The sequence below is a fragment of the Vibrio sp. 03_296 genome, assembly GCF_002265885.1.
Window position 1 is genome coordinate 103,428 of the sequence record NZ_NPKW01000064.1, and the last position, 17,094, is coordinate 120,521.

The 17,094-nt window shown below is 46.5% G+C and carries 11 protein-coding genes; 9 read left to right on the forward strand and 2 right to left on the reverse strand.

Annotated elements, in window-relative coordinates; genetic code table 11:
* The first annotated feature begins 205 nt into the window (after positions 1-205).
* On the forward strand, positions 206-1,606 hold the full coding sequence (locus CIK04_RS08075; protein WP_097352355.1) for an alpha-amylase family protein: 1,401 nt from the start codon (positions 206-208) through the stop codon (positions 1,604-1,606).
* 86 nt (positions 1,607-1,692) lie between these two features.
* Here the strand turns inward: CIK04_RS08075 and CIK04_RS08080 are convergent, their stop codons facing one another.
* The gene (locus CIK04_RS08080) at positions 1,693-3,582 is read right to left on the reverse strand and encodes a methyl-accepting chemotaxis protein (protein WP_017422755.1); all 1,890 of its coding nucleotides are present in this window, start codon (positions 3,580-3,582) and stop codon (positions 1,693-1,695) included.
* A 196-nt stretch (positions 3,583-3,778) separates the two neighbouring features.
* Positions 3,779-5,665: a methyl-accepting chemotaxis protein gene (locus tag CIK04_RS08085; RefSeq protein WP_097352354.1), complete on the reverse strand. Its 1,887-nt coding sequence runs from the start codon at positions 5,663-5,665 to the stop codon at positions 3,779-3,781.
* Positions 5,666-6,394: 729 nt separating this feature from the next.
* Between CIK04_RS08085 and CIK04_RS08090 the strand changes: the two genes are divergently transcribed.
* From CIK04_RS08090 to dcuC, 8 genes are all read left to right on the forward strand, one after another.
* Positions 6,395-6,946 carry a hypothetical protein gene (locus CIK04_RS08090; RefSeq protein ID WP_017422754.1) on the forward strand — a complete coding sequence of 184 codons (552 nt, stop codon included), beginning with the start codon at positions 6,395-6,397 and terminating at the stop codon, positions 6,944-6,946.
* A 1-nt stretch (position 6,947) separates the two neighbouring features.
* On the forward strand, positions 6,948-8,363 hold the full coding sequence (locus CIK04_RS08095; protein ID WP_045613524.1) for a leukocidin family pore-forming toxin: 1,416 nt from the start codon (positions 6,948-6,950) through the stop codon (positions 8,361-8,363).
* Positions 8,364-8,806: 443 nt separating this feature from the next.
* Complete coding sequence (gene glpT / locus CIK04_RS08100; RefSeq protein WP_097352353.1) at positions 8,807-10,183, forward strand: glycerol-3-phosphate transporter; 1,377 nt, start codon at positions 8,807-8,809, stop codon at positions 10,181-10,183.
* Between the two features lie 250 nt (positions 10,184-10,433).
* On the forward strand, positions 10,434-11,492 hold the full coding sequence (glpQ, locus tag CIK04_RS08105; protein ID WP_017422751.1) for a glycerophosphodiester phosphodiesterase: 1,059 nt from the start codon (positions 10,434-10,436) through the stop codon (positions 11,490-11,492).
* Between the two features lie 268 nt (positions 11,493-11,760).
* The gene (locus tag CIK04_RS08110) at positions 11,761-13,146 is read left to right on the forward strand and encodes a TldD/PmbA family protein (RefSeq protein WP_080533865.1); all 1,386 of its coding nucleotides are present in this window, start codon (positions 11,761-11,763) and stop codon (positions 13,144-13,146) included.
* Positions 13,146-14,489: a TldD/PmbA family protein gene (locus CIK04_RS08115; protein ID WP_039466374.1), complete on the forward strand. Its 1,344-nt coding sequence runs from the start codon at positions 13,146-13,148 to the stop codon at positions 14,487-14,489. Before CIK04_RS08110 ends, CIK04_RS08115 begins: the two co-directional genes overlap by 1 nt.
* Before the next feature lie 239 nt (positions 14,490-14,728).
* Entirely contained in the window at positions 14,729-15,283 is a 555-nt protein-coding gene (locus CIK04_RS08120; RefSeq protein WP_038941124.1) for a type II secretion system protein, read from the forward strand.
* Positions 15,284-15,682: 399 nt separating this feature from the next.
* Entirely contained in the window at positions 15,683-17,050 is a 1,368-nt protein-coding gene (gene dcuC, locus CIK04_RS08125; RefSeq protein WP_026050821.1) for an anaerobic C4-dicarboxylate transporter DcuC, read from the forward strand.
* Positions 17,051-17,094 lie beyond the last annotated feature (44 nt).

The window sequence follows — 17,094 nt, forward strand, 5'->3', positions numbered from 1 at the left end:
AGCGCACAATTTTATAAATCCCACCCCTACACACTGTGATTTACCTTCCGCCCCCCCATTAATGACATTCATATTATTGATGGTTTTTTTATGATTGATGTCGCCAAGCGGCTAAGAGTGGTGCTTAACGTCATTCCGTTAAAGCGACAACGCTTCACGCAGGCAAACCCTTTTGAAGTCATACCGATAATAAGAGACATACCCTATGAAACCGTCAAAATTCGTTTTTCTCTCTGCTGCCATCGCTTGTAGCCTCTCCAGTACCGCCAACGCTGACGCCATTTTGCATGCGTTTAACTGGAAGTACTCCGACGTCACACAAAACGCCTCGCAAATCGCGGCGGCGGGTTATAAAAAAGTGCTGATTTCTCCAGCCCTGAAATCAAGTGGCAATGAATGGTGGGCACGTTATCAACCGCAAGATCTGCGCGTCATCGATTCGCCACTTGGCAACAAAAGTGACTTAAAATCCATGATTGATGCGCTGAAGGCGGTCGGCGTTGATGTGTATGCCGATGTGGTACTGAACCATATGGCTAATGAAACATGGAAGCGTGAAGACTTAAATTACCCTGGCAGTGAAGTGCTGCAACAATACGCTGCTAACGCCAGCTATTACGCGGACCAAACGCTTTTTGGCAATTTAACGGAAAACCTATTCTCGGGCTTTGACTTCCACCCAGAAGGTTGTATTAGCGACTGGAATGATGCCGGCAATGTGCAATACTGGCGTCTTTGTGGCGGCGCAGGTGACCGAGGGCTGCCAGACTTAGACCCTAACAACTGGGTGGTGTCGCAACAACGTTTGTATTTGAATGCGCTAAAAGGTTTAGGTGTAAAAGGCTTCCGCATTGATGCGGTTAAACACATGAGCCAATATCAAATCGACCAGATTTTCACTCCAGAGATTACCGCCGGAATGCACGTATTTGGTGAAGTGATCACCAGCGGTGGCAAAGGCGACTCCAGCTATGAGAACTTCTTAGCGCCTTATCTCAACGCCACCAACCATTCGGCTTACGATTTCCCACTGTTTGCCTCTATTCGCAACGCCTTCTCCTACAGCGTTGGCATGAACATGCTTCATGATCCACAAGCCTATGGCCAAGGGCTTGAAAACGCACGTTCAATTACCTTTACCATCACGCACGACATCCCAACGAACGACGGTTTCCGTTATCAAATCATGGATCCGAAAGATGAAGAGTTGGCTTACGCTTATATCCTCGGTAAAGATGGCGGCACACCTCTGATTTACAGCGACAACTTACCTGATAACGAAGATCGTGATAATCGCCGTTGGGAAGGCGTTTGGAACCGTGACCTGATGAAGAACATGTTGCGCTTCCATAACCAAATGCAAGGGCAAGAGATGACGATGCTATACAGCGATCAGTGTCTGCTGATGTTTAAGCGTGGTAAACAAGGGGTGGTCGGCATTAATAAATGTGGTGAAGAGCGTTCTCATACCGTTGACACCTATCAGCATGAGTTCAACTGGTATCAGCCTTACACCGATACACTCACTGGCGCGAATGAAACCGTGAGTTCGCGTTACCACACCTTCCGAATTCCAGCTCGCAGTGCGCGCATGTACATGCTCTAAAAAGCAAGTATGACACCAAAAAAATCGGCACCTGAGGTGCCGATTTTATGAGTACTGTACCAATCAATGGTTCTAGAAGCTCGACGTTACAACTTAAAGCGAGAAATCTCTCTATCCAAGTCGCCCGCAAGCGCATGCAGACGTTTGGCTTGTTCAACCGCGTCGATGGCGTCGTGTGCGAGTCGATCACTCACTTCACGCACCGATTCCGTATTACCATTGATATCGGCGGTCACCAGCGATTGCTCTTCAGCCGCCGACGCAATTTGCGTGGCCATATCGCTGATGGTTTGAATCGCTTCACCAATCGCAGTCAAACTCTCGCCCGTTAGATTCACATCCGCAACACTGGTCTCGGCTAATTGATGGCTTTGCTTCATCACAGACACCGCATCGTTTGTGGCTTTTTGCAGCCCTTGAATCTTACTTTGGATCTCTTCTGTTGAAGCATGAGTACGTTGAGACAGAACACGAACTTCATCCGCAACCACCGCAAAACCGCGGCCTTGTTCACCGGCACGCGCGGCTTCAATTGCTGCATTCAACGCCAGTAAGTTGGTTTGTTCAGCAATGTCTCTAATCGTTGCGAGAATGGTCGATATTTGCTGACCATGCGCTTCCAGCTCACCAATAATTTCTACGGCATTGTTGAGCTCACTCGCCAGCGAATGAATAGAGTCTTGGCTCTTGGTCATTTGTTGGAAACCATGCTGACTCAGCTCCACCGACTGGTTGGCATTCTTCGCTGTGTTGTCAGCGTTGCCTGCAATTTCTGCCGTCGCTGACGCCATTTCCGTTACCGCGGTGGCCACCATCGTAATTTCATCTTGCTGCTGGCGAATGCTGTTGCTGCGCTGGGTTGCAGTACGCGCTGCTTCGTCAGCTCCGAGGTTCAATGCGCCAGAAACGTCGCGCACATTTTTCACCATCACATGTAAGCGGTCGACGAACTTGTTGAACTTCTCAGCCAGTTGGCCCACTTCGTCTTGGCTGGTCACTTGCAAACGGCGGGTTAAGTCGCCATCACCTTCGGCAATATCCGCCAACGCTTCGCTAACACGGCCCAGTTCGATTAACTGTCTTGCAACAAACCATGAGGTTGCAGCGGCCATGATCACCAAGACCAACAAACCGATTAACGCCTGACTAAACAGCATGTCCGTAATCGGTTCTTCAAGTGTGGCTTTGTCCATCTCCATCACAAGTAACCAGTCGGTGTACTCGATCGGTTGCGCCATGATCACTTTCTCAGCCCCATTTACCGTCGCGTAGATGGCGGTATCGCTGTCTGCCGCTTGAATCAGTTGGGTAATATTCAGCTCAGAAGCGATCTCATGGATGGGTTTCAGCAGCACATCTTTATTTGGGTGTGCCACGATAGCCCCTTTACGGTTGACCAGAATGGCTTGACCATTCCCTGGCACTTGAATCGCTAAAACGTCTTTGATCAGTTTATCCAACGCAAGATTGGATGCCGCAACACCAATTAACTTGCCGTTTTGACGCACTGGATCCGTTAAAGTCACCACCAAGGTTTGCATGGTCACACTGACATAAGGCGCAGTGGTAATCGCGCGATCTTCCGCTTTGGCTTCTTTGTACCAGCCACGAGCACGCGGGTCGTAACCGGGTTTGTTTAGTGAAGGATCATGACGGAACATGTCACCTTGCTCGTTACCGTAATAGCTTAAGCCAAAGCCACCAGCAATAAGGGTTTGACGCAGGTGAGGCACAATGTCGAGATCAGGGTTACGTTCAATCTCTTCTCTTAACCCCTTCACCGCCAATTGCTTATCATGAAACCAATCGGCAATGCCTTTGGCATGCGCTTCAAGCGTGTTGCGACTCTCACTTTCAATCGCACGCCAGCTGTGAGTGTTAAACGTTTTGTATCCGACGAACAGTAAAGTGGCAGATGTGATTGCAATAGCCAAAACAACCGAGGAAACCATCTTCCTCTTCAAACTAAATTGCATAGTTGACTCTCATTGTAGTTATAAACATTGTTGAATAACTGAGAATATACGTTTCGCTTTACAAATTTCTGGGTTTTAACTCTAAATTTATACTCAACCAGTTTGATTGATTTATCACTGTGTGATCTTGCTTCAAAACAACGGCGTCCGAAGACGCCGTTTTATTTCTTAAACATACTCTTTTAAGAACAAATAGTTATGACAACTTAAACGTGGCCACTTTCGCGCTGAGTTCCTCTGCTTGCTCTTTTAGCTGGTTCGACTCCACGGAGCTGTCTTGTGAGCTGACCACCAACTGATCGGCCACATCTTTGATCGACGTGATGTTTTGGGTGATCTCGCTGGTCACATGGGTTTGCTCTTCAGCTGCTGTGGCGATTTGCGTCGCCATGTCGCTAATGAGTGTCACCGCTGTGTTGATTTCTTCCAATGCTTGCGTCGCTTTATCCGCATCAGCAACCGAGTTGCCAGCTAACTTCGAGCTGTTTTCCATCAAGTTCACCGCACGATGCGTAATTTGTTGTAAGGCATCGATGGTGGATTTGATCTCTTCTGTCGAAGAGTGAGTACGCTGTGACAACACACGCACTTCATCCGCCACAACCGCAAAGCCACGCCCTTGCTCCCCAGCGCGAGCCGCTTCAATCGCCGCGTTCAATGCCAACAAGTTGGTTTGTTCCGCAATGCCTTGAATAGTAGCAAGTACGGTCGAAATTTCTTGAGCATGACGATTAAGATCCGAAATCACGTTGCTCGCTTGGTCCAGTTCGCTTGCAAGGCTATTGATCGAAGACTTGGTATGAAGCACCAAGGCATGACCATCGTTGGTGCTGGCAGCAGAATCCTGTGCTGCGCGGGCGGTTTGCTCCGCATGCGATGCGATTTCTTGCGTGGCACTGGCCAGTTCAGTTACCGCCGTCGCAACCATGGTGATTTCTTGTTGTTGGTGATGAATTTCATTCACTGCACTGTTCGCGCGGTAAGTACTTTTATCCGACTGTTGAGTAAGTTGATGAGACTGCTCTCGAATGTGACCGATCAGTTGCTGCAGACTCGCGACAAATGTATTGAAATTGTGAGCCAATTTACCCACTTCATCATCGCTTTCAACCACAATGCGTTGCCTCAAATCACCACTGCCGTTTGCAATCTGTTCAAGCGCCACAGACACGTTATTTAGCGGACGGAACAGCAAGTTACATAACATATTGAACAGTAGCGTACACACAATCACCACCACCGCGGTGACCAGAATTTGGCCGATGACAGCATCAAACAACGGCTCAACCAGGGAGTTGTAATTGATAACACTCACGGTCGTCAGTTGCGTGCCTTCTATCGCTTTTGCATACACCACGGATTTTTCACCAAAGACATCCACATAGATATCTTTGCCGTCTCGCGCAGCTTGGGTGATGTCATTAAACTTCAAGCCAAGTTGACTGACCGGTTGATTCAGCAACTTGGTGTCAGAGTGGGTAAACACATTGCCTTGCTGGTTGGCAATAAACATATAACCTTCACCGGGTAAGATTACCTTAGCCATACTGTTGAGAATGTCGGTGATTTCGACATCCGCCCCCAACACCACTTGCTGGCCATGCAACGAAAGAGCTTTACCCAATGAGACCACGTTTGCCCCGGTCGCCGCGGCGACAGTTGGGTTATCCATAAAGACTTTAGCTGGATTCGCCATGGCGTTTTTATACCAACCCCATTGGCGAGGATCATCGTTCCCCGGCGGTAAAACCACACCATTCGCGTTGTCTTGAGCACCATCTGGGTAGGCGAGAAAGACATTGTCAAAACTGGCCGAATCTTTCACCTGTTTTAAATGAGTCACAATGGACTGTTTGTCGACTTCAGAGGATAGCGCCGTTAACGCTCGCTCTTTTGAAAGTAACCAGTCCGTAACATATTGATTGTATGATGCGGTGGTACTGGTCAGGCGCTGTTGCACCTCGACTTCCAACCGATTTAGCGAAGCGTTAAATGATAGCGCTTCAACCAAAAGTCCCCCGACAATAATGGCAGCGCTCGCTGAAACAGCGAGTTTGTTTTTTAAAGAAAGTTTTCTAAGCATTGTAATCCTGCTCTTTTGTTATTGATTTAGCTCAACACCTGTCACCGCCCTCACACAAAAGTGCTTGGGCATCCTCGATGCCAGTGTTCCCGCACATTATAAATTCGAAGCTAAAAATAAATCATGACCAAGCTCTTAACTTTCAACATCCAACGTTCAGTATCTAATCACTAAAACCGTGAATTTTTCCTGAGGACTTAAGAGAGTTAAAACATACCAAAAATAGCGAAATCACAATCAAAACCTATTTCGCTTTTTCATTGAATAAAAACAAACTTATTTTAGAGCAATAATTCTAAAAATGAATTTCTGCATTAAATAATTTAGTGATGTCAAATATGAATAAATAGATTTCATTTTTATCAATTTCAAAATCCAACCCAATAATTAAGAAATGATTAAATTAAAGCCAACTAATTAACCGACCTCTTTTTTAGTTAATTCTTACGAATTAAAAGGCAAAACAAAAACCACTTAAAAACAACAATTTAAAATAACAACACCAACATTAATCAAGAAGTTAAATTTAGAAAACACTTATATTAGATCACTTTTAAAACAATAATAGATCAGATATTAATCTGTTGATCTTGTGATAATGAGCCAAAAAATACTTTTATTTTATTTATATGAAATATTTTCAGGATTATTAATAAATAGCCAACAGGATTTTGGTGCATATCTATTCTCAAGGACGAACCAAACAATCTCCATAAAAATATTAATGTTATGGAGAAAATAACAATAATAACCCTTACTCGTAATGAGGAATCTATGCTTAATAACAAAAATAGAAATGTAGGACGCCTTACCCTACTCTGCTGTTTGTTTGCGGCGAATGCTTTTGCTGATGTTCAAATTTTGGGCAGCGAAAGTGAGCTTTCACAAACCATTGCCGAGCAGTACCAACAAAATGTCACTCTGTTTAACGGCCAGTTAAACAGTAATGATGTGTTGTATGTCAATGTAGGAACAGCAACAGATGATGAAATCACTCAAGCAAAAAGTCATATCATCTCCGGTAGCACCGTGGTGATTGATTTGACTCAAATTGCAGGTGACGACGCAAGGCTTGATTGGAGCCAGAAACTCACTGGTTTAGGACTGTCAGCACCCGTTGTTGTCACTGGGGTTTATCAAGGCGACGCCTTAGTCAATGCGATCGTCAGTGATGTCACCGACGAGAATGATAATCCCATCAACGATCCCCAAGCCGAGTTAGAGAGCGTTAAACTTTCTCTTACTCATGCCCTAGACCGCTTCCAATCTGAGGGAAAATAAGATGAAAAAAATAACTCTGTTTACCCTTTCTCTTTTAGCTACCGCGGTACAGGTTGGCGCACAAGAATATGTGCCGATTGTTGAGAAACCTATTTATATCACCAGCTCAAAAATTAAGTGCGTGCTACACACAAGTGGTGATTTCAACGCCACACGAGACTGGTGTAATGCGAGCGCGTCCATCGATGTTCGCGTCAATGTGGCACAGATGCGCTCGGTGCAATCGGCAACGTCAGATGGTTTTACTCCTGACGCCAAAATTGTCCGCTTTACCGTCGATGCCGACAAGCCTGGCACGGGTATCCATTTGGTTAACGAGCTACAGCAAGATCACAGTTGGTTCCAGAGTTGGGCAAACCGCCGCACTTACATTGGCCCATTCGCCAGCAGTTATGACCTTTGGGTGAAACCGGTTTCGGGTTACACACCGAAAAAAGCGCGTGACCTACCGCAGAATGAGAACAAAAACTACCAACACCGTGATACTTACGGTTACTCCATAGGTATTAACGGTAAAGTAGGCGCGGAAGTGAACAAAGACGGCCCGAAAGTAGGTGGCGAAGTCAGTGGCTCATTTACTTACAACTACTCGAAAACCTTGGTGTTTGATACAAAAGACTATCGCATCAACAACCGCTCATCACTGAGTGATTTTGATATTTCATTCGAGCGTGAGTTTGGTGAGTGTGATGAACTGCGCCGCCAAGAGCTTGGATGCTATTTCACCGCCGCTCACTGGGGCAGTGGCTGGGTATTTGATAAGACGAAGTTCAACCCAATCTCTTATTCCAACTTCAAACCGAACTATGACGTTTTGTACGAAGCGCCTGTGTCTGAAACCGGCGTAACGGATTTCGAGATGGGCGTGAAACTCAACTATCGTGCACGCTTTGGTACGGTAATCCCTTCAGCACTTTTCTCAGTTTATGGTTCTGCGGGCTCGTCAACCAACAGCAGTACCGTGAAACAACGTATTCGCATCGACTGGAATCATCCACTGTTTGAAGCGGAAGCACACGTTACACTACAGTCACTGAGCAACAACGATCTCTGCCTAGATGTTTATGGTGAGAACGGTGACAAAACGGTTGCGGGTGGTTCGGTTAACGGCTGGAGCTGTCACGGCAGTTGGAACCAAGTTTGGGGCCTAGATAAAGAAGAACGTTACCGTAGCCGAGTGGCATCCGATCGTTGTTTGACCGTAAACGCAGACAAAACGCTCACAGTCGAACAGTGTGGTGCGAACTTAGCACAGAAATGGTATTGGGAAGGCGATAAGCTCATCAGCCGCTATGTTGATGGCAACAATACTCGCTACCTTCTAAACATTGTCGGTGGCCGTAATGTTCAAGTAACCCCTGAAAATGAAGCAACTCAGGCGCGTTGGAAACCCACATTACAACAAGTCAAACTCTAGGGTTTATTGACCTTAGCGACACCCAAACGCTCCCAGTGTATTCGGGAGCGTTTTTCTTTACTCGCCATCTATTCGTCATCGACTTTCCTTCTTTTTATCCCGAGCCACGTGATTGAGTTTGTTTCCTTCTCTAAGGTCTTGTCAGTGACCTTTTACTTTCGTTTGCTCATTTATCAATCGATTCGCCTCTTTTTTGGATTTTCGAACTTTGTTGAAAGTGAGATCAGCAATCCATAACCTTAAGTTAATACTCTATTTTGTAAATTAATTAATTGAAATGTAACATTTCTCACAGAAATTACTTTCATAGAATACGAAAATTCCCACGCTTTCGAACGAAACCGTTTGCTCGTTCGCACACTAACGAAATGAGTTCCTGATTACCCTACACCTTACTTCGGACTCTTTTCGATACCATCGCAAAATACAATAAGAGGCTTTCCATGTTTGGTATATTCAAACCTAAGGCGCATATCGATCGCGTATCCAGCGACTCGCTCGACAGCACCTACTCCCGTCTACGCTGGCAATTGTTCATCGGTATTTTCGTCGGCTACGCTGGCTACTACCTTGTCCGCAAGAACTTCAGTTTGGCAATGCCCTACCTGATTGAACAAGGCTTTAGCCGTGGCGATCTTGGCGTGGCTTTGGCCGCCGTCTCCATTGCTTATGGCCTGTCTAAGTTTTTAATGGGCAGCGTCTCTGACCGTTCTGATCCTCGCTATTTCTTAAGTGCGGGTTTGGTGATGTCCTCCCTGGTCATGTTCTGCTTCGGTTTTATGCCATGGGCAACTGGCAGCATCACGGCAATGTTTATCTTGCTGTTCCTCAACGGATGGTTCCAAGGTATGGGTTGGCCTGCGTGTGGGCGCACCATGGTGCATTGGTGGTCACGTAAAGAACGTGGTGAGATCGTGTCAGTTTGGAACGTGGCACACAACGTCGGTGGTGGCTTGATTGGTCCTATCTTCCTATTTGGTTTGTGGATGTTTAATGATGATTGGCGCACCGCGTTTTATGTGCCTGCATTTTTCGCCATGATAGTCGCGTTATTCATCTGGTTCACCGTGCGTGATACCCCACAATCCTGTGGCCTACCGCCAATTGAAGAGTACAAAAACGACTACCCAGATGATTACAACACATCTCATGAAACAGAGATGACCGCAAAAGAAATTTTCTTTAAGTATGTATTTTCAAACAAACTTTTGTGGTCAATAGCTATTGCTAATGCTTTCGTCTATTTGATTCGTTACGGCGTGTTGGACTGGGCGCCTGTGTACTTAAAAGAAGCGAAAGAGTTCACGGTAGATAAATCATCTTGGGCTTACTTCCTATACGAATGGGCGGGTATTCCGGGCACGCTATTGTGTGGTTGGATTTCAGATAAACTGTTCAAAGGCCGCCGCGCACCAGCTGGCATCCTATTTATGTTCCTTGTCACTCTGGCGGTTCTTGTTTACTGGTTCAACCCAGCGGGTAATCCAGGTGTTGATATGGCGGCGCTGGTAGCAATCGGCTTCCTGATCTACGGTCCTGTAATGCTTATCGGCCTTTATGCGCTTGAGCTTGCTCCGAAGAAAGCGGCAGGTACAGCAGCAGGTTTGACTGGTCTATTTGGTTACCTAGGTGGTGCCGTGGCAGCCAACGCGGTATTAGGTTACACCGTAGACCATTTCGGCTGGGATGGTGGCTTCATTATTCTGGTTGGTTCTTGTATCACTTCTATCGTTTGTTTGACTTACGCATTACTGGGAGAAAAAGCCCATCATGATGCCAAACAAAAAGAGAAGGAAAAAGAACAAGAAGCCATCGCGTAACTGAACTTCCTCAGGCCCATCTTTTTGCTTAGTCGAACTGATGGGCCATTTTTTATGTCCAGACTACTCGGAGTGACAGGTAGGTGGAAAGTGAGTGACGCCCACGAGCGTAAGCAAACCAAAACCTCAACCTCTTCTAGTAGAAAAGAAATAAGCGCGAGTGTCATGGAGCATTCATATTCCTCCGTCACCATAAGCGCCTCTGATATATACCCAACCAAAATATCGCTATCAGAACAAGGAACTCATCATGAAACTTACCCCCCTTTTTCTTTCCCTTGCTGGCCTGTTAACCACTTCTGTTTTTGCCGAACCTCTTGTTATTGCTCATCGTGGTGCCTCTGGCTATTTGCCTGAGCACACACTGGAAGCGAAAACCTTGGCTTATGCCATGAAGCCCGATTACATCGAGCAAGATGTCGTCATGACCAAAGACGACCAACTGGTTGTATTGCACGACCACTACCTGGATCGCGTGACCGATGTAGCTGAGAAATTCCCCAATCGCGCACGTGCAGATGGCCGCTACTACGCCATCGACTTTACTTTGGCTGAGATCAAAACGCTGAAAGTGACCGAAGGCTTCAACATCGATGATAAAGGCAACAAAGTTCAGGGCTACCCGACTCGCTTTCCCATGTGGAAGTCTGATTTCACTGTCCCAACACTGGCTGAAGAAATTGAGCTGATTCAAGGCTTAAACAAAACCCTAGGCTATGACATCGGCATTTATCCTGAGATCAAAGCACCTTGGTTCCATCGTCACGAAGGTAAAGACATCAGTAAAGCGGTTCTTAATACGTTGAAAGCGTATGGCTATACCGATAAGAACAGCAAAGTCTATTTGCAATGTTTCGATCCCATTGAACTAAAACGCATTAACGATGAGTTAATGCCAGCAATGAAAATGGACCTAAAATTGGTTCAGCTCATGGCCTACACGGATTGGAACGAAACCATGGTGTACAACGGTAACCAAGCAACACCTTATGACTACGATTGGATGTTTAAACCCGGTGCGATGCAAGAAGTGGCGACATACGCAGAAGGCATTGGCCCTTGGAAACCGATGCTGGTCGATGACAAATCCACGAAAGAGAACATCATTGTATTACCACTGATGAATGAGGCTAAACAAGCGGGATTAGCGGTTCATCCTTACACCTTCCGTGCCGATCCTGGTCGAATTGCCCCTTATGCGACCGATTTCGAGGGCATGCTCGACGTCTTTTACAACCAAGTCAAAGTGGATGGCTTGTTCACCGACTTTCCAGATAAAGCGGTTGCTTTCCTAGAAAAGCAGCAGTAATTCCCCTACAGTCTATAATGACTTAATCCTTTAAGGCTGGCATTTTGCCAGCCTTTATTTTTTTAGGATGCTGTTTTGCCGAGCTTTTTTCTTACTAATCGTCACTTTATGGCGTAAGATCCAGATCGCATTAGAGTAAAACACTCAGCTTCAGGACAAAAATACTTTAATAAAATGTTAAGATTCTCTGGCAGATTGACTACGCTGAAGTCAAAACATTATTTGCTCCGGAGAAATGACATTCCGGATAATCTAGCAAGGAGATTTCATGCTTAACCCCGTTACCGCGAAAGCGGTTATTGATCATGCCCTATTTCTAGGGGCCGACTTTGCGGAGTTGTTTGTCGAACATCATCAGACAAACAGCATTCAATTCAACTCTCAGGAAGTCGACAAAATAAACTCTGGTATCGATTTTGGTATTGGTATCCGACTCTTTTTCGGCCATAAAGTCCTGTATGGTTTTACCAACAGCACCGAAGAAAGTGAGTTGAAACGCGTGACTAGCCTCCTCGCGGCAAAAGACAAGCGCGATCAAATCGCTCAAGCTGGCTCATTGAATCTTATTCGATACCCGATGCAACACATCTCACATCAGCCACTCAACAAAGACCCGTATTTGGATTCAAAAATTGCCTTCTTGCATCAAGCAGATCTCGCCGCTCGAGCGCAAAGTGACAAGATTACGCAGTTCATGGGCTCAGTGTTACAACGTGAGCAGCAAATTGAGATCTTTAACTCAGAAGGTTTGCATATCGGTGATACACGACACTACGTTCGTGTGGCAACAAACGCTGTAGCTCAAGATGGCAGCGAGCAAAGCGTTGGTATGGAAGGCCCTGGTGCATTAATGGGCTGGGAGTTTAGCCAGCAATTGGACGCTAAAGCACTAGGGCAAGAAGTCGCAGAGCAAGCACTGGTGAAATTGAATGCCGATGTCTGCCCTTCTGGCGAAATGCCCGTCGTGATTGGCAACGGTTTTGGTGGCGTTATTTTCCATGAAGCCTGTGGTCACTTGCTAGAAACCACCTCAGTTGCCAAAAAAGCGTCTGTTTTCCATGACAAAATGGGCGAAATGATCGCACATTCTGCCGTGAGTGCCGTCGACGATGGCACCATGACCAACGAATGGGGCTCGATTCATATTGACGATGAAGGCATGGAGACTCAACGCACTCAGCTTATTAAAGATGGCAAGCTTACCAGTTTCATGGTCGACAAAATGGGTGGCCTAAAAACCGGTTACGCGCCAACGGGCTCAGGCCGACGCCAAAACTATAAATTCGCGCCAACCTCTCGCATGAGAAATACCTTTATTGAAGAAGGTGAAAGTTCTTTTGATGAGATGATCTCAAGCATTGAGAAAGGCATTTACGCCAAGAAATTGGGCGGAGGTTCGGTTCAACCGGGCACGGGCGAATTTAACTTCGCCGTACGTGAAGCGTACCTCATCGAAAATGGCAAAATCACCAAACCATTAAAAACCGCGACCCTCATTAGCACCGGGCCCAAAGTTCTCAAAGAGATCAGCATGGTGGGCAAAGACATGGCTCTTGCACCCGGTATGTGTGGTTCGGTCAGTGGCTCAGTTCCGACCACCGTCGGTCAGCCCTCGTTGAAAGTGGATAAGATTCTCGTTGGAGGTGGTAACTAATGAGCCAGAAACAATCACTGCTTAACGCCATCGATCATCTTTTGGCGGAAACTCAAAAGCGTGGCGCACAAGCGGACATCATCGCACAAGCCAATGACAACTTTTCGCTCAAAGCCAATAAAGGCCAGCTAGACGAATACAAAGTCAGCACCTCGCAGGTTATCGGCATTCGGGTGGTCAAAGATGACCGCGTAGCAACCAGTTACTCTGAATCTCTCGCAACAGAAAGCCTCGACATGATGCTTAATAATGCGTTAGAAAGTGCCAAATACGCCAAGATTGACCCTCACCAAAAAATCAGTGTGGTCGGCAGTCAAATCATCAGCGACTACGCGGAGCTTAATCAAGAATGTGATGCCACTGTGGATGACAAAATCGCTTTGAGCTTGCGCTTGGAGCAAGGTGTCGTAAGCCGCCCACACGCAACAAGCTCGCCGTACAACGGCTACAGCGATAACCGATCGCAGATTTTGATTGCAAACAGCCAAGGGACACTTTGCGAGCAGGCGGAGCGTTATCACTCGGCTTACGCTTACACGCTGTTTGAAAAAGAGGGCAAGCAATCTATGGCGGGGGCGATGAGCATTGGCCGACGTTATATCGATCTCGATCCTGAGTATTGTATTGAAGCAGGTTACCAACTCGCCAAAGATCTGCTCGATGGCGAAGCGGTTACGACGGGTAACTATGCGGTCATTTTCGACATTGATGCCCTAAGCGAATTGTTTGGCGCGTTTTCAGCTTGTTTTTCTGCCTCTGTTGCGATGAAAGGCTTGAGCCCTCTGCGCGATAAGGTTGGCAGCGTGATCGCCAGTCCACTTATTTCTTTCTCCAGTAAAGCCTATGTAGAAGGTGGGTTCCGTATCCATAGCTTTGACAGCGAAGGTTTTGCCGCGCGTGATTTGGTCTTGATCGGCGAGGGTGAACTCAATTCACTGCTGCACAACAGTCAAACGGCCTCTTTTTTTGGTGTTGAAAACACTGGGCATGCATCACGTGGACCAAAAGAAGGCTTGGAAATTTCAGCACACCATAAAGTGATTAACGCTGGCACAAGTAGCTTCTCAGACGTCACTGCTGGCGAGTATCTCGAGCTTGTTGAGCTGCAAGGTGTACACTCTGGCGCAGATTTTATTAGCGGTGATTTCTCATTCGGCGCAAGCGGATTCCTTTGTCGAGATGGCCAAAGAATCCAGCCCGTTCGTGGCATTACGGTCGCAGGTAATTTCTATCAAATGTTGAAAGAGGTTGATGCGTTAGGGTCGGTACTGGAATCCAACGACGGCGGCTCATTCTTCGCACCAAAGGTACGTTTCTCTCGCTTGAGCATAGGTGGGAAATAGCGCGAAACACGCCATTATTGTCGACCTCGCACTTTCCTAGTGTGGTCATTTGAATTCACGGAGGGGCTTCCCTCCGTTTTCGTTTCTGCTCATCTCCACTTGTCATCCAAACAATACACTTACAAACATTCAACTTAGAGTTGTAACTCTATGTTTATTTCTATCAGAGGAATATAATCGCTGCGCCGTTCGCTTTGAGCTTGTTTAAGGCGACATTTTATCTGAGTAGTGGAGTACGGATGAAAAAGCACGCGGGTTTCACTCTGATCGAACTAGTGGTCGTCATCGTCATATTAGGCATACTTGCCGTGACTGTGGCACCAAGATTCTTAAACCTTCAAGACGATGCCAAAGTGGCACGGCTAGAAGGCATGCGAGGCGCCATCGCTGCCGGTTTGGCGATGGGATATGGCAAAATGGCCATGGCGGGTTTAGAGCATTATCGTTTCATCTCGAACAGTGCAACTGACCCAGATATCACACCGCCAACCCCAAAAACCAGCTTACCTTTTACGGGTTGCCAAATTGGTGGTTCTGAGCATTGTACATTTCTATATGGCTATCCTGATGCCGATGACACTGGCTTAACCATTGTGGTCGCGAATCTCAAAGGGGAAGGCTCGGACTGGCAAGTACTTCGCCACCCTTATGATCAGAACAACCCTAAACCACGAGAAGTGGTGGTGGCTGTACGCGGTGATGCCAATGCCAGCATGACACAATGTGGCGTCCGCTATGCACCGCCTATCACAGAAAATACCCAGTATGAGTTAGAAGTGCTGCCCTGCCCTTAGAACATTGACTCACCAACAAAATGGAAGTGACCACTCCACCATACCTTCACTGGGGTTACTTCCATCTGATTAAAAATCAGCCCTATTCTTATCTTTAAGCCCCTTACAGCTCGCTTAAATAATCAACAGCAAATTTCACTCACATTTCTCTAACGAGACGATTCCCCTTCATGTTACCTAGGTTTCAATTATGTCTAATACAATATAATTACCAGGATATAACACCACTAAAACGCTAGTTGCACATTATATCCAACTAGTAATTTTTATTGATACAAAACTTGCTTTAGATCATTCAATGCGCAACTAGCCCTCGTGCTACAGAACGCTTTTCTGTACATTCATTGACACATATTGAAACAGTTCTTCCTCATTTTTTAATATTTCATGGAGATTTCTATGCTAGAGCTCTTAATTGGACTGGTAGTGACCGTTGCGGTTGGTTACTTCATCGTCAAGGGTTACAAAGCGGCAGGTGTGCTACTGACTGCAGGTATTCTGCTACTTATTCTTACCGGTGTACTGGGCCACACGGTTCTACCTGCAAAAATTACCTCAACGGGTAACATGGTGACTGACTCATTAGAATACGTAAAATTTATGCTACAAAACCGTGGCGGCGGCTTGGGTATGCAAATCATGTTACTTTGTGGTTTCGCCGCTTACATGACACATATCGGCGCCAATAATGTGGTTGTAAAACAGTTTTCTAAACCTCTTTCCGTTATTAAATCGCCTTACGTTTTGTTGGTAGCGGCCTATATTGTTGCGTGCTTAATGTCTCTTGCCGTAAGCTCTGCAACTGGTTTGGGCGTGCTTTTGATGGCAACCCTTTTCCCAATGATGACCGCAATGGGCATTTCTCGCCCTGCTGCCGCGGCAGTCTGTGCATCTCCAGCAGCGATCATTTTGTCCCCGACCTCAGGTGACGTTGTAATTGCTGCGGAAAAATCGGGCCTAGCGCTGGATGTGTTTGCAGTGCAAACCGTTCTGCCTGTTTCTATTTGCGCCATTATTGTTATGTCGGTCGCCGCTTTCTTCTGGAACAAATACCTTGATAAGAAAGACAACACCCCAATGGAAAAGATCGACGTTTCGGAAATCAAAGCCGATGCACCTGCATTCTATGCGCTGCTGCCATTCCTACCGATCATTGGTGTTTTCTTATTTAATGGCCGCACCATTCCTGGATTAAGCCTCGATATCTATACCATTGTTGTACTGTCGATCTTTATCGGTGCATTGGTCCATTACGTGGTGAACAAATTTGATGGTAAGAAATCACTCGACGATCTCGATGCGTGTTACGACGGCATGGCAGATGCCTTCAAAGGCGTTGTGATGTTATTGGTTGCCGCTGGCGTATTTGCCCAAGGCCTTATGTCTATTGGCGCGATTGACAACCTTCTTCATCTTGCAGAAACCGCAGGTGCAGGTGGTATCGCACTCATGCTGATTTTGACTGGTCTTACGGTTGCAGCCGCTATCGCAACAGGATCGGGGAATGCGCCTTTCTACGCGTTTGTAGAACTCGCCCCATCTCTGGCGGCGAAAATGGGACTGAATCCAGCATTCTTGATTATTCCAATGTTACAAGCCTCTAACCTTGGCCGCACCATTTCTCCCGTTTCTGGCGTGGTGGTTGCTACCTCTGGTATGGCACACATCAGTCCATTTGAAGTCGTCAAACGTACTTCGGTTCCTGTGCTAGCGGGCTTGATTACCGTCATCCTTGGCACAATGATATTGGTACCAATGAGCGCCTAATCGCCTCATGTTCTTCATCCTACTTCTGTATATTCAAGGCCAAG